This window comes from Paenibacillus sp. FSL R5-0490 (assembly GCF_001956215.1).
Taxonomy (GTDB): domain Bacteria; phylum Bacillota; class Bacilli; order Bacillales; family Cytobacillaceae; genus Cytobacillus.
In genome coordinates this window covers 52,817-72,786 of record NZ_MRTQ01000023.1, presented here as the reverse complement: position 1 = coordinate 72,786, position 19,970 = coordinate 52,817, and the positions used below count along the sequence as shown (strand labels likewise).

The following is a 19,970-nucleotide window of genomic DNA, read 5'->3' as shown; positions in this document are numbered from 1 at the left end:
TATATTCAGTCTATCAGAGCGGCGGAAAAAAGTTAATAAGAGAAGGCGCTTTTGGGCACCTTCTCAAGTAATTAAAACTTCCAGCAAGCGCAGCCAACTATGATTAAGAGAATGAATAATACTACAATTAACGCAAAACCTCTGCCGCAGCCGGCACCCGCTGCTGGATAACCGCATCCATAACCGTATCCGCCATATCCGTACATGAAGGATAACCTCCCTAAAGTAAGATTATCGTCCATCTTTTTGCCTTGCCACATCGGACGATTAATATAGCCTATGTTTTAAATGATGGATGGTGTAGGCCTTTGCCCAAGTCATAAAGGAAAAATGAAGTGAATAAATTTTAAATACACTTCTAAAAAGGACAAACTGTGAATTGTTGTGAAAAGTGTCAAACCAAAGAGCTATTGTCAAACAGGGCGGGTACCTTTATAGTTAAAAATGTTATAAGTAAGGAGGTTTCAACGTGTCAATTTTCAACAAAAGCAGACTGTTGCTTGTTTTTATAATCTTGGCTATCTTCCTCTCAGGCTGTATGAACAAGCCGAAACCAGAGGAAGAAGTGTATGATGTTCTGGAGAATGTAGTTAAAAAAGAAAAGGACTTTGAAAAGCAGCAGGAACCGCTAGTAAAGCTGGAGAAAAGAGAAAAGGAATTATACGATAAAATTATCAACCTGGGAATGAAGGACTTCGAGGAAATCAAGAAGCTGTCTGATGAGGCTTCCTCGATTGTGGATAAGCGGAAAAATCATATGGAGAAAGAGCAGAAAAGCATACAGGCATCCAAAAAGGAATTTGAATCATTATCTCCGATCATAGAGGATATAGAGAGTCAAAAACTGAAAGATAAAGCAAAAAAACTGCACGAAATTATGATGGACAGATATAAAATACATGACACTCTTTATGAGGACTATTCCAAAGCGCTTAAACTGGATAAAGAGCTGTATGCAATGTTTAAAAAGGAAGACCTTACTCTCGAGCAGCTTGAAAATCAAATTAACGAAATAAATGAAATGTATGAAAAGATCCTGTCTTCAAATAAGCATTTCAATGAAAAAACAAAAGAGTATAATGAAGCAAAACTGGATTTCTATAAAGAAGCAGGGCTTGAAATAAATACAAAAGAATAAGATTAATGCCGGCATATAAATGCGCGGCATTTTTTGTTTTTTTGGCTTTTAATGCGCAGGGAGACATCAGGTCATTATGATTGCGCTTACTTAATTTTATGCAGACGTCTTTATCTTAAAATAATGACAGGTGAAATTTCTTTACTATAACACGTGAAAATATAATAGTTTTTTATAATACAGATGGGGAGCAGGTGTTAATACAGTTATGGGATTTGATATAGAATTTAATTAGTATGGTAACTGTGAAAAACAAAAAGCAAGGTAATTGACGAAGGTCCTGAAGGTGTATTAAACTAAATCTCGTAAGTATTTCTGTATCAATTTTGTTGCAAAATAAACTGATACAGAATATGATAGTTAAAGATGAACAGAAAGACGTTTTTTTAAAAGTGATCTGTGGAACACTAGTTGTAAGTATGCATATGGCAGAAAAGAACGTTCTGCTATTTAGAGATGCTAATAAAAACATGCCAGGAAAAGTACTTTTTTGCTTTTTGAAAGTGTATCTAATATGGCTTCGTTTTGGGTAACCTAAATTTTGTGTATAAAAACTCTTAATTAACGTCTTTTTATGAAAGGAAAGGGTGACTGATATGGCTTCTAAAACAAAGAAGGCACAATTCGATGCGAAAAAACAGCTCGAAACAGTTGAAGAACAGTTCCAAACTCTACAAATTTTAAATGAAGAAGGCAAGGTTGTTAATGATTCAGCAATGCCTGACTTAAGCGATGAGCAGCTTCAGGAATTAATGCGCCGCATGGTTTATACCCGCATTCTTGATCAGCGTTCTATTTCACTTAACAGACAAGGCCGTTTGGGCTTCTATGCTCCTACTGCCGGACAGGAAGCTTCTCAGCTTGCATCTCATTTTGCACTGGAGAAGGAAGATTTTATTCTTCCAGGTTATCGTGATGTGCCTCAAATCATTTGGCACGGCCTTCCGTTATACCAGGCTTTCCTATGGTCCCGCGGGCACTTCGAAGGCGGAAATATCCCTGAAGGTGTAAATGTTATTTCACCTCAGATTATCATTGGAGCACAATATATTCAGACTGCAGGGGTTGCCCTTGGCATGAAAAAGCGCGGTGAAAAGAAGGTTGCCATCACTTATACTGGCGACGGCGGTGCTTCACAAGGTGACTTCTATGAAGGTATCAACTTTGCAGGAGCATTCAAAGCACCTGCTATCTTTATTGTGCAAAATAACCGTTTTGCAATTTCTACTCCTGTTGAAAAACAATCAGCAGCTAAAACAATTGCACAAAAGGCAGTGGCGGCCGGTATTCCAGGAATTCAGGTTGATGGCATGGATCCGCTTGCTGTATATGCAGCTGTTCGCGAAGCTCGTGAACGTGCGCTGAATGGTGAAGGTCCTACATTAATCGAAACGCTGACATATCGTTACGGACCGCACACAATGGCTGGAGACGATCCAACACGCTACCGTACTTCTGACCTTGATAATGAATGGGAAAAGAAAGATCCTCTTGTTCGTTTCCGCAAGTTCCTTGAAGACAAAGGAATCTGGAATGAAGATATGGAAAACGAAGTAATTGAACAAGCAAAAGAAGATATTAAAGAAGCTATTAAAAAGGCTGATGATACACCTAAGCAAAAGGTTACTGACCTTATGAACATTATGTATGAAGAAATGCCTTACAACCTAAAAGAACAGTATGAAATATACAAAGAAAAGGAGTCGAAGTAAGCCATGGCGCAAATGACAATGATTCAGGCAATTACTGATGCTCTTCGCACAGAATTGCGCAACGATCCGAATGTATTGGTATTCGGTGAAGATGTGGGCGTTAACGGCGGCGTTTTCCGTGCTACCGAAGGCCTTCAAAAAGAATTTGGCGAAGAGCGTGTATTTGATACACCGCTAGCTGAATCCGGAATCGGCGGTCTGGCTGTCGGTCTTGGTTTACAAGGCTTCCGTCCGGTACCTGAAATCCAATTCTTTGGATTCGTTTATGAAGTAATGGATTCTATTTCCGGTCAGCTGGCACGTATGCGTTACCGTTCCGGCGGAAGATATAATTCACCGGTTACGATCCGTTCACCATTCGGGGGAGGGGTACATACTCCTGAAATGCACGCTGACAGCCTTGAAGGTTTAATGGCGCAGCAGCCTGGACTAAAGGTTGTTATTCCGGCAACTCCTTATGATGCAAAGGGGCTGCTTATCTCAGCAATTCGCGATAACGATCCTGTTATCTTCCTTGAGCATATGAAATTGTATCGTTCTTTCCGCCAGGAAGTACCTGAAGAGGAATATACAATTCCGCTTGGCAAAGCAGAGGTTAAACGTGAGGGTTCAGACCTGACAATCGTAACTTACGGGGCAATGGTCCATGAGTCTTTAAAAGCGGCTGAAGAACTTGAAAAAGAAGGAAAATCTGCCGAAGTTATCGACTTGCGTACTGTCGCACCTCTCGATATTGAAACAATTATTGCTTCTGTTGAAAAGACAGGAAGAGCCATTGTTGTTCAGGAAGCACAAAAGCAAGCTGGTATTGCAGCAAGTGTAGTGGCAGAGATCAATGATCGTGCAATTCTTAGTCTGGAAGCACCAGTTCTGCGTGTAGCTGCACCAGATACGGTATTTGCTTTCCCGCAGGCTGAAACAGTTTGGCTTCCAAACTATAAAGATGTAATTGAAACAGCTAAAAAAGTACTTGAATTTTAATTGAATAACTAATGACACAAGGGGGAAAATATCCCCCTGACGTGTTTTACTAGAACGATTGAAATAATAGGAGGGTGAATTCCATTGGCATTCCAATTTAGATTGCCTGATATCGGTGAAGGTATCCATGAAGGTGAAATCGTCAAGTGGTTTGTAAAGCCGGGTGACGAAGTACAAGAAGATGACGTGCTTTGTGAGGTTCAAAATGATAAAGCGGTTGTAGAAATTCCTTCGCCAGTTAAAGGTAAAGTTGAAGAAATCCTTGTTGAAGAAGGTACAGTGGCAACTGTAGGTCAAGTTTTGATCACTTTTGATGCTCCAGGATATGAAGATCTTAAATTCAAGGGAGACCATGAAGATGAGGCTCCTAAAGAAGAAAAAACAGAAGCACAGGTACAGGCTACTGCTGAAGCTGGACAGGATGTAAAGAAAGAGGAAGCTCCTGCACAAGAGGCACCAAAAGAAGGCGTCGTTATTTCTGACACGGATGTGGATCCTAACCGCCGCATTATTGCAATGCCTTCAGTAAGAAAATACGCTCGTGATAAAGGCGTAGATATTCGCCAGGTAGCTGGAAGCGGCAAAAATGGCCGTATCCAGAAAGATGACATTGATGCATTCTTAAATGGCGGTGCTCAAGCTAATGAAGCGCCTGCTCAGGAAGCTGCACCACAAGCTGAAGCAAAAGAAACTGCACCGGCAGCTGCACAAGCGATTCCTGCTGGACAATATCCGGAAACTCGCGAGAAAATGAGCGGAATCCGTAAGGCTATTGCAAAAGCTATGGTAAACTCTAAGCATACAGCTCCACACGTTACATTAATGGATGAAATTGATGTTACGAAACTTGTTGCACATCGCAAGAAGTTTAAAGAAGTTGCAGCGAATAAAGGAATTAAGCTTACATTCCTTCCTTATGTGGTAAAAGCATTAACAAGTGCATTGCGTGAATTCCCGGCACTAAATACTTCAATTGATGATGCAGCGGGTGAAATTATCCAGAAGCACTACTATAACATTGGTATTGCGGCAGACACTGAAAAAGGTCTTCTTGTGCCAGTTGTTAAGGATGCTGACCGCAAATCTACATTTGCCATTTCAAATGAAATCAATGAATTGGCTGGTAAAGCACGTGACGGCAAGCTTGCTCCAGACGAAATGAAGGGTGCTTCTTGCACAATCACAAATATCGGTTCTGCAGGCGGACAATGGTTCACTCCTGTCATCAATCACCCTGAAGTTGCCATTCTAGGAATTGGCCGCATTGCTGAAAAGCCGGTCGTGAAAGATGGAGAAATTGTTGCTGCTCCAGTATTGGCATTATCACTAAGCTTTGACCACAGAATTATTGATGGAGCAACTGCACAAAATGCATTGAATCACATCAAGCGTTTACTGAACGATCCAGAACTATTGTTAATGGAGGCGTAATTACAAATGGTAGTAGGAGATTTCCCAATCGAAACAGATACTATAGTCATCGGTGCGGGTCCAGGGGGATATGTTGCAGCAATTCGTGCAGCACAGCTTGGACAAAAAGTTACAATCGTAGAAAAAGCTAATATGGGCGGAGTTTGCTTAAACGTTGGGTGTATCCCTTCAAAAGCTTTAATCGCAGCAGGCCACCGCTACGAAAATGCTAAGCACTCAGATGTAATGGGAATTACAGCTGAAAATGTAAAAGTTGACTTTACAAAAGTTCAAGAATTCAAATCCGGTGTAGTCAAGAAGCTTACAGGCGGAGTTGAAGGACTATTAAAGGGAAATAAAGTTGACATCGTGCGCGGTGAAGCTTACTTTGTTGATGGTAATACCCTTCGTGTAATGGATGAAAATTCAGCACAAACTTACACGTTCAAAAATGCAATTATTGCAACAGGATCCCGCCCAATTGAATTGCCGACGTTTAAATTCTCTAAACGTGTTCTTGATTCAACAGGCGCTCTTGCTCTTCAGGAAATTCCTGAGAAAATAGTCGTTATCGGCGGCGGTGTTATCGGAATCGAGCTTGGAGGAGCATATGCGAACTTTGGTTCACAAGTAACGATCCTTGAGGGTGCAGATGATATTCTAATCGGCTTTGAGAAGCAAATGACATCTCTTGTTAAACGCAACCTGAAGAAAAAAGGTGTTGAATTCATTACGAAGGCACTTGCTAAGGGTGTTGAAGAGAATGAAAATGGAGTTACCGTTAAGTTTGAAGAAAAAGGTGAAGAGAAGTCTCTTGACGCAGATTATGTATTTGTAATGGTCGGAAGACGTCCAAATACAGACGAACTTGGCTTAGAGCAAGCCGGCGTTAAGATGACTGAACGCGGTGTTATTGAAATTGATAAACAATGCCGTACGAGTGTGAGCAATATTTATGCGATTGGTGACATTGTTGCAGGTCCTCAATTAGCTCATAAAGCTTCTTACGAAGGCAAGATTGCAGCTGAGGCAATTGCAGGCCATAACGCAGAAATTGATTACTTGGCTATCCCTGCGGTTGTATTCTCTGAGCCTGAATTAGCTTCTGTAGGCTATACTGAGCAGCAGGCTAAAGAAGAAGGAATCGAAGTAACAGCAGCGAAGTTCCCATTTGCAGCTAACGGCCGTGCCCTTGCACTTGATTCCACTGACGGATTCTTAAAGCTTGTGACACGCAAAGAGGATGGACTTGTAATTGGTGCGCAAATCGCCGGTGCTAGTGCATCAGATATGATTGCAGAGCTTGGATTGGCTATTGAAGCAGGCATGACTGCAGAAGATCTTGCGATGACTATTCACGCACATCCTACATTGGGTGAAATCACAATGGAAGCAGCAGAAGTTGCTATTGGAAGCCCAATACACATTGTAAAATAATAATATAAAAAAATCCTTCCCTGCCAGGGAAGGATTTTTTTATGGATGATTACGGTTTTTCGATCTTTTTATCCATGGCTTTGGCGAGCGGATAAATGATCTTATCTTTAGATACAGTGCCTTTTATTTCTACTAAAACTTTGTCCTGATACACCAGCAGCATGGCAGGACAGTTTTCTACCTCATAATTGCTTAAGTGACTCGCTTCAGCTGCTGTTATCACTTTCATATCTTTAATTAGTTCAGGATAGCTTCTCTTTAATTCGATGATGGCATCATAATAGGAGATTTCCTGCTCATATTGTTTTTTATCAGTAAAAAAAATAAGCTGTTTAACATTGTCGTCTATCTTCAGCTCTTCTTTTACTTCCTTATGATTGCATGAAGAGGTCACAAACAAGAGTGCAGTAATAAATAACAATGGCAGACCTTTCATCCTTTTGCCCTCACTTTATAATAAATTCCACCTTTTTACATAAGACTGCAAAACAGTATAGAAGTCATTGAAATTTTCCATCCTTTTGACAGAAGGTGAGCAATTCATAATAATTATGAGTATTTTATCATATGGAAAATGGAAATATTAGCTTGTCATTCAAATGTTACAGAAATGAAAAATAAGAATATCCTTTTCAACATATATTACAAACACAAGTGTTTCTTCTATTATAAAAACGGGTAAGGATTAAAAAATTTGGTGGTGGAGTGTATGAAGATTTATACAGCTCTTTTGTTGCAGATGTTAATCTGGAGTGGATATACTTTCATTGAGTGGCTGTCAAAATATGATCAGCTCGTATATAAAGTTATTATGTTTTTTGTTTTCTTCTATTTGGCAATCAATATTGGGAATTGGGTTATTAAGTCAGCAAAGAAAACATTTATGGTCACTGTTATGAGCCTAAGCTTATATGCTTCTTTTCATTTAGCGATGTCATACATTACACATTGGTAATTGGCAATGTGACAAGCAGAAAAATCGGCACCCATTTTCAGGTGCCGATTTTTTTAGTCTTTATCATCTCTTTTTTTGATATGGTTTCTTCTTTAAACGATTTAGCCAGCGATAGCACGATTAAAAGCATAATGATAGTAAAAGGAAGTGCAGCTATTATAGAAGCTCTTTGCAGTGCTTCCAGCCCTCCTGTCCATAAAAGGATGGCAGCAGAAGCAGATTGGATAATGCCCCAGACAAATTTCACTTTGCCCGGAGGGTTCAAGCTTCCGTTTGTCGTCTGCATCCCAAGAACAAAGGTAGCTGAATCTGCAGAAGTTATAAAGAATGTACTGATCAAGAATATAGCCAATAAGCTTAGAACAGTGCTGAAAGGGAAGTTATCAAACACAGCGAACAGTGCAACTTCCATTCCCTGCTGGTCGATTGTTTCCATAATAGGCTTTGCCTCAAAGAATTCAAGGTATATGCCTGTTCCTCCAAAAACTGAGAACCAAAGCGCTCCAAATAAGGTAGGAACAGCAAGCACGCCGATGACGAATTCTCTTATTGTCCTTCCGCGTGATATTCTGGCTATGAATGTGCCGACAAATGGCGCCCAGGCAATCCACCATGCCCAATAAAAAATGGTCCAATCCTGAAACCATGTCAGCTCCTGATCAAATGGACTAAGCCTGAAACTCATGGAAGGAAGATTTTGAAGATAAGAGCCAATCGTCGTTGTAAACAGATCCATAATAAAGTTTGTAGGCCCAACAAACAGCAGAAATAGCAGTAACGAGATAGCTAATATAATATTTAAATTACTTAAGTATTTTATTCCTTTGTTTAAACCGGTTTGTGCTGAAACCATAAACAAGATTGTCACAACCAAAATAATAACCAATTGAGTGGTGAAATTATTGCCGATGCTGTCAAATGTTTCAGAAAGTCCGCCAGAAATTTGAATGGCTCCGAGACCTAATGATGTTGCAACACCAAAAACAGTAGCAAAGACGGCTATAAAATCAATTAATACTCCAATTGGACCATCCACTTTGCTCCCCAAAATTGGCCTTAAAATGGAACTGATAACTCCCGGTGCGCCTTTCCTGAACTGGAAATAAGCAAGTGCAAGCCCAATAACTGTATAAATAGCCCATGGATGAAGCCCCCAGTGGAAGAAAGAGTACCTCATGGCAGCTCTTGCTGCTTCTGGTGTCTGCCCGTCTAGGAAAGGTGGCGCAAAGTAGTGATACATTGGCTCCGAAACTCCCCAAAAAACCAGGCCAATTCCCATCCCTGCACTGAAAAGCATGGCAAACCAGCTTAAGTAGCTATATTCGGGCCTGTCTGCATCCTTTCCCAGACGAATATTTCCATACTTGCTGAATGCTAATAGGATTGAAAAAATTAAAAAGATAGAAGCTGATAAAAGGTAAAACCACCCGAACTTTTCCAATATGAATCCCTGAACAGATGCTGTAACAGAATCCAGGTTGCCTTTTGGCAGTATGGTCTTCGGTACTAATCCCCATATAATAAATATTGCTGTGAATATGACTGAAACCGTAAAAACGGGTGTCAGTTTCTTCATCAAATCCCTCCAGTCTCAATAAAATAAACCTAAATAAAATACTTCTGTAAAACTTCCAATCCTAAAAAGGCAGGCATTTAAATATCCCGCTTTCCTGATAGTGTTTGCTTGATTTTTTAAGCAATTGGAGCTCAGCAGGGGAGAGCAGCTTCCCGGAAACAGACTTTAAAGTAAAATCGAAAGGATGTAGATATCCAATCTAATTTCTAAAGTTTACTTTTAATGTTCAAAACGAGACTGTTTCGGGTAAAATCAGTAGGTAATAGAAAGATTTCCTAAGGGGAACTACTTTTTTAATAAGGCCATGTAACATACTAACACTTATGAAAGGGAGTTTAAAGAAATATGCATTAAGGAGGTAACAATGAAAAAAGCTATATTTTTTATTTGTATTATTTTCGTTATAAACCTGACAGCATGTACGGATTTTTCTGCAGATGACGATAAGCCATCAGAATTTGAAAAAGAAGAAGAAAATAACTTGGCTGATCATTCTAATGTTCCCGCAGCTAAAACAGAAAAAACACAAGCTGATGCCGGTGAAAAGCCGAAGGAAGAAGCGGTATCCCTGCCAGAACCGCAATACAAGATAAATGAAAATAATTGGTCAATAGAACCAATCAATAAGGCCAATTCAAAAGTTGTATTACTGACCATTGACGATGCTCCTGATAAAAATGCATTGGAAATGGCCAGAATTTTAAAGAAACTCTCAGCACCTGCAATCTTTTTTGTTAATGGGCATTTCATAGATACCCCGGAAGAAGCAAAAGTTTTGAAGGAAATTCATGAACTTGGCTTTGCTATTGGCAATCACACAAATAGCCACCTAAACCTGAAAAGCTTACCTGAAGAGCAGCAATATAAAGAGATTGTTGACCTTAATGATCGAGTTGAGGAGATTATTGGAGAGAGGCCAAAATTCTTCCGGGCACCATTCGGGTCTATTACAGACTACAGCAGGAAAATTGCTGAAGATGAAAACATGGTGCTTATGAATTGGACATACGGATATGACTGGGAGAAGGAATATCAATCAAAAGAAGCTTTAGCAGATATAATGGTTAATTCACCCTATTTATCGAAAGGAGCAAACTTATTGATGCATGATAGGGAATGGACAAAAGAAGCCTTAGAGGATATTGTGAAGGGGCTTAGGAATAAAGGATTTACACCAGTTGACCCAGTTCTGATCAGCACGGAAACAAAATGAGAACAGCCGCTGCTGTTCTCATTTTTTAAGAAATCAATTATTTTCTTTTATAAAAATACATGATTCTTCCATTAAAAAGATGCAATTCACCTTGAAGTTTTTTAGCGAGGAATTTGCAAAATTCATTTGCTTTGCCTTTATCTCCGAATGTTGCACCTTCCGGCAATGTAACTTGTATGTAAGTCTGCTCACGTTCAGAACCGTCTTCATCCTTCACTTTTTCTTTGTCAATGCCAAGCAATATAGCGTTATATCGGTCATGTTGAGAATGCAGGTAAAACCAGGTTCCTTTTGCTTCAGGCTTCTCTTTTATCTCATAAGGAAAAGCGGCATCATCATATTCCCATTTAATCTGACTGCCTGTTTTTCCAGTAATATCCCTATAATATAAAAAAAGTTCTTTGAGCTCTTCTGTTGAAATCTTTTCCTTAGCTGATGAAGGAACCAGCTTGATAAATGAATTAGCTGCCAACTTCTTTCCCCCCATTATCCCAATAATTATAGTAATGAACATCCTCTTCCATTCTAGCATTAGATAAAATCTTATGACAACTTAAAATAGTAAGGTAAATTTATATTACTTGTCAAAGAGCCTATAATGAATTATAATAATATTCTAAATATTATTATAAATAAGGAGGAATCTTATGGATTTTTTTGAGAAGCTCTATGATGAGCATGAAAACGTGAATGTACGTTTTGTTGGCTTTACAACGGAGTCAACACGTTATGATTTTGGAATCGTATATACAAACCTCTTCTTTTCCAAGCCTCTGGTTATTTGTATGCAGACAGGCCGCTCAACTCTCCTCGACCCTAAAGATCTCGAAGACATCGAATACTTGCAAAAGGCATTCAAGCTTGATTTATACGAACAGGCTGCAGATTTAAGCGAATTTTTCTTAGAAGCAATCCCAGGTGCCCGTTTTGAAGAACAATACGACTAAAATAATATACAAAAACAGGCCATAATTGGTCTGTTTTTGTATATTATGACATACTATTAATGAAGAGTTTCAGTGATTATAAGGAGAATGCCAAAATAAAACAATGATTATGTTATACAATTAGGCTTGATAAATTAATAATGTTATATTATTATAGATTTAAAGATAAAGCGCTTTCAAACAAAACTCATTGAAAAGGAGAATGAAAAGATGGGTACAATCGTATGCCAGGCTTGCAATTCAACTATTGATCACTTTGAGGATGAAAAAGTAACCGTATTATATTCAAAAAAATGCAATTGCTGTGACGGAGAAAAAACAGAGAAGACAAACAAATAGCCATTAACCATAAAAAGAGCCTTTCCTAAATGGAAGGCTCTTTTGCATATTATCTGATGGCTTTATGCTCTTCAATAACGCGAAGATACTTGAAATCATAATCCTCTGGTCCCTGAACCGGCAGTCCAGCTTCCATGTTCGTTTTAATATAACGGAGGTTTTCCCCGGTTATGATTTCTCCCGGAATAAAAATAGGTATCCCAGGCGGATAAACCATAATAAACTCAGCAATTATTCTCCCCTCAGACTCGTCAAATGGAACAAGCTCTGTATCAGCATAAAATGCATCACGAGGTGTAAGCGATAAAACGGGAATATCAGGGAGAAGCACTTGAGTTTCAAGCTTTTCAGTATTCCCTTTGCGCTCACTGGCGAGTTCGGCAAGAGCAGAAACTAAAATATCGGCTTCCCGTTCGGAGTCACCAGGGGTAACAATGCAAAGGATATTATATAAATCAGACATCTCTACTTCAATATTATGATGTTCCCGAAGCCAATTCTCCACATCGAAACCATTCATGCCAAGCTCTTTGACTGAAATAATCAATTTGGTCGGATCGTAGTCATGCGCAGCTTTGGTTGCCAGTATTTCTTCACCGACACAATAGAGCCGGTCAATCTCATTGATGCGGCGGCGAATGGATTGGGCCAAATCAATTGTCTTTTGAATGAGTTCCTTTCCCTCTGTAGCCAGACGTTTCCTGGCAACATCCAGGGAGGCAAGCAATAAATAGGAAGTGGAAGTTGTTGTCAGCATGCTTAAAATGGATTGAACCCTTTTGGCCGAAACAAGATTTCCTTTCATATTTAAAATTGAACTTTGCGTCATGGACCCGCCCAGTTTGTGGACAGATGTTGCGGCTAAATCAGCACCTGCCTGCATGGCGGATAAGGGCAGCTCATCATGGAAATGAATATGCACACCATGGGCTTCATCCACAAGTACAGGCACATTATATGAATGTGCTATTTCGACGATTTTCTTCAAATCTGCCGAAACACCGAAATAAGTAGGGTTAATCACTAATACCCCTTTTGCGTCCGGATGAAGTTCAAGGGCTTTCGATACTGATTCAGTTGTAATCCCATGAGATATGCCCAGGTTTTCATCAATTTCAGGATGTATAAAGATAGGAGTTGCGCCTGAAAAAACAATGGCAGACATGACAGATTTATGAACATTTCTTGGAACAATAATTTTATCCCCGGGACCGCAGACAGCCATAACCATGGTCATGATGGCTCCGCTTGTTCCTTGAACGGAAAAAAATGTTTTGTCCGCTCCAAAAGCCTCAGCTGCAAGATCCTGGGCTTCTTTAATAATGCCTTTTGGCTGATGGAGATCATCAAGCGGGCCAATATTGATCAAATCAATGGCAAGTGCATTATCTCCAATATATTCCCTGAATTCCGGATCAATCCCCGCTCCTTTTTTATGGCCGGGTATGTGAAACTGTACGGGATCCTTCTTTGCGTGTGCAAGCAAACCGCTGAATAACGGTGTTTTGTATTGAGACAACTTATTCCCACACCTCTTTAATAATAATATTTCAGAAAGCTCAAGCTGATTTAAAACATTTGCATTATAGCATTATTCAATCCCTTTGCATAGAAAGTTCTATTGTTTTTCCATTCTGTTAAAGCGTGTCGTTTCCGGACATTCGCCTCCACAATTCAGTTTTCCGTTTAGTTTTAGAAGTTAACAGGAATTTAAACCATATAAATCGAAATAAAACGTTATAAAGAAAATGGAGGGTCCATAAATGAACTGGAATACACGTGTGACAGAATTACTGAAAATTAGATATCCAATTATACAGGGCGGCCTTGCCCATCTTGCCTATTCAGATCTGGCTGCCGCTGTTTCGAATGCAGGAGGTTTAGGGCAGGTTACCGCAATGTCTCTCAGCAGCCCGGAAAAATTAAGGGACGAGATTCAAAAGGTTAAGAAATTGACAGATAAGCCATTCGGGGTTAATTTTGCTATTGGCCAGCATGGAAGGCCATTCTCTGATTATCTGGATATAGCCATTGAAGAAGAAGTTCCCGTTATTTCTATGACAGGAGGAAATCCTGCACCTATTTTTGATCAATTAAAGGGTGTAAATGTTAAGAAGCTTGTTCTTGTGGCAGCAAAAAGGCAGGCAGTAAAGGCGGAAGAGCTTGGTGCTGACGCAGTGATGGTTGTAGGGCAGGAAGGCGGAGGGCATTTAGGCAGGGATGATATTGGAACCTTCATACTCGTTCCTCAGGTGGCTGATGCTGTTTCCATACCTGTAATTGCCTCAGGAGGAATAGGAGACGGCAGGGGGCTGATGGCAGCATTAAGTCTTGGAGCAGAGGGGATTGAAATGGGGACAAGATTTGTTGCAACAAAGGAATGCGTCCATGCATCTGAATTATATAAAAACCGCTTAGTCGAAGGAACAGAAAATGACACAGTTGTCATTAAAAGAACTATAGGTGCACCTGCAAGGGTGATTGCGAATCCATGGTCGGATAAGATACTGGAAATCGAAAAACAAAACGGCGGCTATGAGCAGTTAAAAGATTACATTAGCGGGAATGCTAATAAGAAATATATATATGAAGGGAAAGATCAGGAAGGGTTTGCATGGGCTGGACAAGTTATGGGATTAATTAAGGATATCCCCTCCGTGGAAGAACTATTCGAGCGGATTATAGCGGAAGGTGAAACTATCAGGGCGAAATGGACTAATTAATGATAAAATGCATCATGAATATCATAAATGAGGTGAAAGGCAATGGAATATCAGTACCCGATCGACCAGGATTGGTCAACAGAAGAAATAGTGGATGTTATAAAATATTTTGAAAGCATTGAAATGGCATACGAAAAAGGAATTGAGCGGGAACAATTCATGAATGCATATAGACGCTTCAAGGAAATCGTTCCTGGGAAAGCTCAGGAGAAAAACATCTGCGATGACTTTGAAGAACAAAGCGGCTATTCCTCCTACAGGACAGTAAAATTGGCTAAAGAACGTTCAGCCGGGGACAAATTAAAAATGGAGAAATAGATTTGAAAAAAAACAAAACCTTCAACTTGCTGAAGGTTTTGTTTTTTTACTGCCAAATCCACGTTCTGAAAACATGTTTATGCCAATTTGTATAGGGGTAATAAATTTCTAAATACAGATTCAGCTTTTTCAATAAACTGATCAGGTGACATGCGAACGGCATCTTCCCGAGAAATATGATAGCCGCAAAGAATTTCCGCTTTCTTTACATTTTGCAGACGCTGAAACATGGATCTCAATTCTTCCTTGTCCATTTGCTCATGCAAAACAGCATCTGGTTTTGTGTGGTCGCCGGACCAGACATAATTGTTGGGTATTTCTTTATAAATTTTGTCCAGGCTGTTCTCAAACACCTTGCCTGCACCCATTTTATCTGGTGCTTCATAGATGATGGCAAACCAGATAAATACATGCGTTTCCCATAATCCGATCTGGAAATGCGGAAGCATTTTATACCCTCTCGCATTGCTTGCAAATGCGACCCATGTATCATTTGGCGGATTCTTTGTTCTTCTCGCATGTTTGGCAACATGAGGGAACATTTCATCTCCTGACAGGTTTGAGAGGGATGGTGCAAAATAGCGGCCCAATTCTTCTAATTTAGGCCTAATAACAGATTTTAACCTGTCCATTCTTTCATCCAATCCATCTATTTTAAAGACATCAAAATCATCGTTTGTAAAACCGGAAAAAGACATATGCTGACCTCCTGTATGCTTTGTCAAATATTGTAGCATAACCGGGAACAATCCAAAAATTTAAAGCCCTATAGAATTGGCGAAATAAAGTTTTAGGTTATCGCACAAATTAGTTGCAACCGAGAATTGTCCTTCATATGATAAAAGTAAAAATAATCAGAAAATTAAACACTTTTGGAAGGGGTGTACTGTCTAATGAAACAACTAATGAATACAGTGAAAAAGAAAAATGGTGATAGGGAAAGGACAGCGGTTTTAAGGCTGGAAATGGACTATGAGCTTGCTACTTTATTTGATGCCATGTCAGAAAAGAATGAAGACCTTCAAAAACAATCTAAACTAAAGCTGGAAAAAATCAGGCAGGAACTTCTTAGATTAAAAGCACTTTAAGATGAATTGTCGATAAAGGAGAAAAGGCAGAAAAAATGCAAATAAGACGAAAAAATTAGAAACGAACTCCATGACGCTATGAGGAGTTCGTTTATTATTTTTAATCAACAAATCACGGCTGGTTTTCGGCAAATAATTATTTACCCGGAAATGATACCCCCTATCATTGGAGAGTATATAACTTGAAGAACCTTGCTAATTCATTTAAGCTAGAAATATTTTAATGCTATCACATGCGGAGGGCTGACCCATGACAAATTGGAGTGAGATTCATACATATGCCAAAGCCTTGATTAAAGAGGCGGGCGGGAATATTAAAAATTCGTTCAGCAAAACTCTGACCATAACCACCAAGTCAAATGCGAATGATTTAGTGACAGATATAGACCAGGAAACAGAACAATTCTTCATAAAGAAAATAAATGAAAAATACCCTGAGCACCGGATACTCGGTGAAGAAGGTTTTGGTGATAAGCTAAATGACCTGGATGGAATCGTCTGGATTATTGATCCGATTGACGGAACAATGAACTTTGTCCATCAGCAGAGAAACTTTGCCATTTCAGTCGGCATCTATGAAGATGGAAAAGGCAAAATCGGATTAATATATGATGTAGTTCATGACGAGTTATATCATTGCATGAAGGGGCATGGTGTATTCATGAATGATTTGGAACTTCCTCCCTTAAAGGAAACGGATGTGTCAAAAGCGATTATTGGATTGAATGCCACATGGGTTACCGAAAATAGAAGGATTGATCCATCACTGCTGGCACCACTTGTACGAAATGCAAGGGGGACACGGTCCTACGGTTCAGCAGCAATGGAAATGGCATATATAGCATCCGGGAGAGTTGATGCTTACATAACCATGCGTCTGGCTCCATGGGATTTCGCTGCTGGAGTGATTATGATTGAAGAATTGGGAGGAATTGCTACAACCGTTAAAGGTGAGGAGCTGAACTACCTTGAAAACAATTCTGTTTTTGTCTCTAAGCCAGGGCTGCATCAGCAAATTATGAAAGAATACTTAAAAAATGGCAATTGGTAACATATCAAGCAGCAAGTTTACAGAGGAAGACCTGCCCTTTTTTATAGAAGTCATTAAGGATAGCACGGACTGGGAAGAAGAAGAAAAATGCGGGAATGACCTGTGCAATTATATGGCCAGGCATCATGAATTAAATGGTGAGTGGAGAATTTGGCGAATTAACAGAGAACGAACAGCCGTCACTTTCCATGTGAATTTATCCCCTTCTAACCGGAAGCCGTGGCTCGGTACGATCCTGGTTAAAAAAGAAATGCGAAGAAAAGGAATCGGAACAGCGGTTATCGAACTGTTGGCCGCTGAATTAAAGAAAAAAGGCGAAAAGTCTTTCTTTGCTGGTGTTCCTGAAAATCGGAACAATTGGATTTGCTTTTTATCTGATGCCGGATTTGAGCAGTTTAAGTCGGAGGCTTCCGACGATGGCCGGGAATTTTTAATAATGGTCTGTCCATTAATATGAAAAAAGGCTGCAGCCAACCGCTGCAGCTTTTCATTATAACAAACCTTCTTCTCTCATTTTCTTCTTAGTCTTAAAACCATATCCCATCACAAATACTAAAGCGATGATGGACAAGATAATCCCTAAAATGCTTCTTTCAGCAACCGCAACGCCAATACCCATCATGCATATAGCTGCTCCTATAGCAAAGGCTAATAAAGGCCACTTGATATTCTTCATAATTTCACTCCCAAGAGGATTAATTTAGTTAAATACTGGTGAAAAATATGTAGAGAATATACTGCCCGGCAGTATAATTTTTCAGAAATATATCCTTCTCAACATTATTTTACACAAAAAGTTTTTAGGTTTCTATAGTAATTGTGATATAATGTATCAGTTGTGAAAAATGTTGAAAAATGAATTTGATTCAGTTTTGATAAATAGGAGGAAATCTTTTGAAATTAAGAGAAGATATTCGAAATATTGCGATTATAGCCCACGTTGACCATGGAAAAACAACATTGGTTGACGAGCTTTTAAAACAGTCCGGAACTTTCCGTTCAAATGAGCACGTGGAAGAGCGTGCGATGGATTCAAACGATCTGGAAAGAGAACGCGGTATTACGATTTTAGCTAAAAACACTGCAGTTAAATATAAAGATACAAGAATCAACATTCTGGATACACCAGGACATGCCGATTTCGGCGGAGAAGTTGAACGTATCATGAAAATGGTTGACGGCGTATTATTAGTTGTCGATGCATATGAAGGATGTATGCCGCAGACGCGTTTTGTTCTTAAAAAGGCTTTGGAACAAAAACTTACGCCAATCGTTGTTGTAAATAAAATTGACAAACCATCTGCCCGTCCAACAGAAGTTGTTGACGAGGTAATCGATTTGTTCATTGAACTTGGTGCAGATGAAGATCAGCTTGAATTCCCGGTTATTTATGCATCCGCTATTTCAGGAACTTCAAGTGTTACCCCTGACAAGCAGGATGATGACATGCATTCTCTTTATGAAGCAATCATTGAACATATTCCTGGACCTGCTGATAACCGTGAAGAGCCGCTTCAATTCCAGGTAGCACTTCTTGATTACAATGATTATGTGGGGAGAATTGGAATTGGCCGGGTATTCCGGGGAACAATCAAGGTCGGACAGCAGGTTGCTTTAATGAAACTTGATGGCTCTGTTAAGCAATTCCGGGTTACAAAGATCTTTGGTTTCTTCGGACTTAAGCGTGAAGAGATCCAGGAAGCTTATCCTGGAGACCTTATTGCCGTTTCCGGAATGGAAGACATTAACGTCGGGGAAACTGTTTGCCCTGTCGAGCATCAGGAAGCACTTCCTGTTCTAAGGATAGATGAACCAACCCTGCAAATGACTTTCCTTGTTAACAACAGTCCATTCGCGGGAAGAGAAGGCAAATATATTACTTCAAGAAAAGTTGAAGAAAGACTTCGTGCACAGCTTGAGACGGACGTAAGTCTCCGTGTTGAAAATACAGATTCACCTGACGCCTGGGTAGTATCCGGACGTGGAGAATTGCATTTATCGATCCTTATTGAAAATATGCGCCGTGAAGGTTTTGAACTGCAGGTTTCTAAGCCGGAAGTAATTATTAGAGAAATTGACGGTGTTCGCTGTGAACCGGTAGAACGTGTTCAAATCGATGTGCCGGAAGATAATACTGGATCGATTATTGAATCTATGGGTACCCGTAAAGGTGAAATGCTTGATATGGTCAATAACGGCAATGGTCAAGTAAGACTGACATTCAATGTCCCTGCCCGCGGACTGATCGGCTACTCCACCGAATTTATGACGCTAACCCGCGGCTATGGTATTATCAATCACACATTTGACAGCTACCAGCCAGAAATTAAAGGTCAAATTGGCGGACGCAGCAAAGGTGTCCTGGTGTCTATGGAAAGCGGCAAGTCATCCACATACGGAATTATGCAAGTTGAGGACCGGGGAACAATTTTCGTTGAGCCGGGTACTGAAATTTATGAAGGCATGATTGTGGGAGAGCATACTCGTGAAAATGATCTTACTGTAAACATCACTAAAGTGAAGCATGCGACAAACATCCGTTCTGCTAATAAGGATCAGACGAATGTAATTAAAAAGCCACGTATCATGACACTTGAAGAAGCTCTGGAATACTTGAATGATGATGAGCTGCTTGAAGTAACACCTGAGTCAATCAGACTGAGAAAGAAACTTCTTGATAAGAACGAAAGAGAAAGAATGGCCAAGAAGAAGAAATACGCTGAAACTAACTAAGACTTAAGAAGGGGGAGGAGATAAGGATATGGATGTATCACAGCGCCTGTCTTTTTTTGCTGCTTTGTTCAAAGTCGATGAGAATCCCACAACTGGAATGTGGCTTCTTTATATAACAATTGTTCTGCTGTCAATATTGGTATTTAAATTAGGATTTGCCAAGAAACTCCCAATTTTAAAATCAGCTATGATATACACTTTCTTGATTTTAGGCTGTACGATGCTGACATTTCTTGGAGTATTCCTTCCTGTAGCAGAAGGTCTTGTTGTGGCTGCATTAATCTTGATCATTTACAAAATCCGCCTTAACCAGGAAAAGAAGGAACAGGCAAAGGCGGAATAACAGGGA

At 39.8% G+C, this 19,970-nt stretch carries 23 protein-coding genes; 16 read left to right on the top strand and 7 right to left on the bottom strand.

All coding sequences use genetic code 11. From position 1 onward, the window contains the following. Positions 1-71 precede the first annotated feature (71 nt). Positions 72-206, bottom strand: a complete 135-nt coding sequence (locus BK139_RS18275; protein WP_076261617.1) for a YjcZ family sporulation protein — start codon at positions 204-206, stop codon at positions 72-74. Positions 207-469: 263 nt separating this feature from the next. Here BK139_RS18275 and BK139_RS18270 point away from each other — a divergent pair, with 263 nt between their 5' ends. From BK139_RS18270 to lpdA, 5 genes are all read left to right on the top strand, one after another. Further along, positions 470-1,138 (top strand): YkyA family protein, encoded by a 669-nt coding sequence (locus BK139_RS18270; RefSeq protein ID WP_076261614.1) that lies wholly within the window; start codon positions 470-472, stop codon positions 1,136-1,138. A gap of 596 nt (positions 1,139-1,734) precedes the next feature. Further along, complete coding sequence (pdhA, locus tag BK139_RS18265; protein ID WP_076261612.1) at positions 1,735-2,850, top strand: pyruvate dehydrogenase (acetyl-transferring) E1 component subunit alpha; 1,116 nt, start codon at positions 1,735-1,737, stop codon at positions 2,848-2,850. Positions 2,851-2,853: 3 nt separating this feature from the next. Next, entirely contained in the window at positions 2,854-3,831 is a 978-nt protein-coding gene (locus BK139_RS18260) for an alpha-ketoacid dehydrogenase subunit beta (protein ID WP_076261610.1), read from the top strand. Positions 3,832-3,915: 84 nt separating this feature from the next. Beyond that, on the top strand, positions 3,916-5,262 hold the full coding sequence (locus BK139_RS18255) for a dihydrolipoamide acetyltransferase family protein (protein ID WP_076261608.1): 1,347 nt from the start codon (positions 3,916-3,918) through the stop codon (positions 5,260-5,262). A 6-nt stretch (positions 5,263-5,268) separates the two neighbouring features. Continuing rightward, positions 5,269-6,678 (top strand): dihydrolipoyl dehydrogenase, encoded by a 1,410-nt coding sequence (gene lpdA, locus BK139_RS18250; RefSeq protein WP_076261605.1) that lies wholly within the window; start codon positions 5,269-5,271, stop codon positions 6,676-6,678. 49 nt (positions 6,679-6,727) lie between these two features. Here lpdA and BK139_RS18245 read toward each other — a convergent pair whose 3' ends face one another. Next, positions 6,728-7,114 carry a small peptidoglycan-associated lipoprotein gene (locus BK139_RS18245; protein ID WP_076261602.1) on the bottom strand — a complete coding sequence of 129 codons (387 nt, stop codon included), beginning with the start codon at positions 7,112-7,114 and terminating at the stop codon, positions 6,728-6,730. A gap of 273 nt (positions 7,115-7,387) precedes the next feature. Between BK139_RS18245 and BK139_RS18240 the strand changes: the two genes are divergently transcribed. After that, positions 7,388-7,633, top strand: a complete 246-nt coding sequence (locus BK139_RS18240; RefSeq protein WP_076261599.1) for a hypothetical protein — start codon at positions 7,388-7,390, stop codon at positions 7,631-7,633. Positions 7,634-7,670: 37 nt separating this feature from the next. On the opposite strand, the gene BK139_RS18235 is transcribed toward BK139_RS18240, so the two are convergent. After that, positions 7,671-9,209, bottom strand: a complete 1,539-nt coding sequence (locus BK139_RS18235) for a glycine betaine uptake BCCT transporter (RefSeq protein WP_076261596.1) — start codon at positions 9,207-9,209, stop codon at positions 7,671-7,673. Positions 9,210-9,573: 364 nt separating this feature from the next. Between BK139_RS18235 and BK139_RS18230 the strand changes: the two genes are divergently transcribed. Beyond that, the gene (locus tag BK139_RS18230; RefSeq protein ID WP_076261593.1) at positions 9,574-10,422 is read left to right on the top strand and encodes a polysaccharide deacetylase family protein; all 849 of its coding nucleotides are present in this window, start codon (positions 9,574-9,576) and stop codon (positions 10,420-10,422) included. A gap of 37 nt (positions 10,423-10,459) precedes the next feature. Here BK139_RS18230 and BK139_RS18225 read toward each other — a convergent pair whose 3' ends face one another. Beyond that, the gene (locus BK139_RS18225; RefSeq protein ID WP_175609152.1) at positions 10,460-10,894 is read right to left on the bottom strand and encodes a DUF1885 family protein; all 435 of its coding nucleotides are present in this window, start codon (positions 10,892-10,894) and stop codon (positions 10,460-10,462) included. Positions 10,895-11,069: 175 nt separating this feature from the next. Here BK139_RS18225 and BK139_RS18220 point away from each other — a divergent pair, with 175 nt between their 5' ends. Together BK139_RS18220 and BK139_RS18215 are read left to right on the top strand one after the other, a co-directional pair. Further along, a complete protein-coding gene (locus tag BK139_RS18220; RefSeq protein ID WP_035328617.1) occupies positions 11,070-11,369 on the top strand; it encodes a DUF3055 domain-containing protein in 300 nt (99 codons plus the stop codon). Between the two features lie 210 nt (positions 11,370-11,579). After that, positions 11,580-11,708, top strand: coding sequence for a GapA-binding peptide SR1P (locus BK139_RS18215; RefSeq protein WP_048010629.1), 129 nt, complete (start codon positions 11,580-11,582; stop codon positions 11,706-11,708). A 49-nt stretch (positions 11,709-11,757) separates the two neighbouring features. Here the strand turns inward: BK139_RS18215 and BK139_RS18210 are convergent, their stop codons facing one another. Next, positions 11,758-13,227 carry an aminotransferase class I/II-fold pyridoxal phosphate-dependent enzyme gene (locus BK139_RS18210; protein ID WP_076261587.1) on the bottom strand — a complete coding sequence of 490 codons (1,470 nt, stop codon included), beginning with the start codon at positions 13,225-13,227 and terminating at the stop codon, positions 11,758-11,760. A 244-nt stretch (positions 13,228-13,471) separates the two neighbouring features. On the opposite strand from BK139_RS18210, the gene BK139_RS18205 reads away from it, so the two are divergent. Next, complete coding sequence (locus BK139_RS18205; RefSeq protein ID WP_076261584.1) at positions 13,472-14,431, top strand: NAD(P)H-dependent flavin oxidoreductase; 960 nt, start codon at positions 13,472-13,474, stop codon at positions 14,429-14,431. 42 nt (positions 14,432-14,473) lie between these two features. Continuing rightward, positions 14,474-14,749 (top strand): UPF0223 family protein, encoded by a 276-nt coding sequence (locus tag BK139_RS18200; protein ID WP_076261581.1) that lies wholly within the window; start codon positions 14,474-14,476, stop codon positions 14,747-14,749. A 77-nt stretch (positions 14,750-14,826) separates the two neighbouring features. Here BK139_RS18200 and BK139_RS18195 read toward each other — a convergent pair whose 3' ends face one another. Beyond that, on the bottom strand, positions 14,827-15,447 hold the full coding sequence (locus BK139_RS18195; RefSeq protein WP_076261579.1) for a YktB family protein: 621 nt from the start codon (positions 15,445-15,447) through the stop codon (positions 14,827-14,829). 195 nt (positions 15,448-15,642) lie between these two features. Between BK139_RS18195 and BK139_RS18190 the strand changes: the two genes are divergently transcribed. The 3 genes from BK139_RS18190 (at position 15,643) to BK139_RS18180 (ending at position 17,345) form a co-directional block, all read left to right on the top strand. Continuing rightward, positions 15,643-15,837 (top strand): hypothetical protein, encoded by a 195-nt coding sequence (locus BK139_RS18190; RefSeq protein ID WP_035328635.1) that lies wholly within the window; start codon positions 15,643-15,645, stop codon positions 15,835-15,837. A 250-nt stretch (positions 15,838-16,087) separates the two neighbouring features. Continuing rightward, positions 16,088-16,888, top strand: coding sequence for an inositol monophosphatase family protein (locus BK139_RS18185; RefSeq protein WP_076261577.1), 801 nt, complete (start codon positions 16,088-16,090; stop codon positions 16,886-16,888). Next, the gene (locus BK139_RS18180) at positions 16,875-17,345 is read left to right on the top strand and encodes a GNAT family N-acetyltransferase (RefSeq protein ID WP_076261574.1); all 471 of its coding nucleotides are present in this window, start codon (positions 16,875-16,877) and stop codon (positions 17,343-17,345) included. The genes BK139_RS18185 and BK139_RS18180 overlap by 14 nt, the downstream gene beginning before the upstream one ends. 33 nt (positions 17,346-17,378) lie before the next feature. Here the strand turns inward: BK139_RS18180 and BK139_RS18175 are convergent, their stop codons facing one another. After that, on the bottom strand, positions 17,379-17,564 hold the full coding sequence (locus tag BK139_RS18175) for a YlaF family protein (RefSeq protein ID WP_061793421.1): 186 nt from the start codon (positions 17,562-17,564) through the stop codon (positions 17,379-17,381). A 218-nt stretch (positions 17,565-17,782) separates the two neighbouring features. Between BK139_RS18175 and typA the strand changes: the two genes are divergently transcribed. Then, the gene (typA, locus tag BK139_RS18170; protein WP_035328642.1) at positions 17,783-19,621 is read left to right on the top strand and encodes a translational GTPase TypA; all 1,839 of its coding nucleotides are present in this window, start codon (positions 17,783-17,785) and stop codon (positions 19,619-19,621) included. A gap of 28 nt (positions 19,622-19,649) precedes the next feature. Next, complete coding sequence (locus BK139_RS18165; protein WP_035328645.1) at positions 19,650-19,964, top strand: YlaH-like family protein; 315 nt, start codon at positions 19,650-19,652, stop codon at positions 19,962-19,964. Positions 19,965-19,970: the final 6 nt, after the last annotated feature.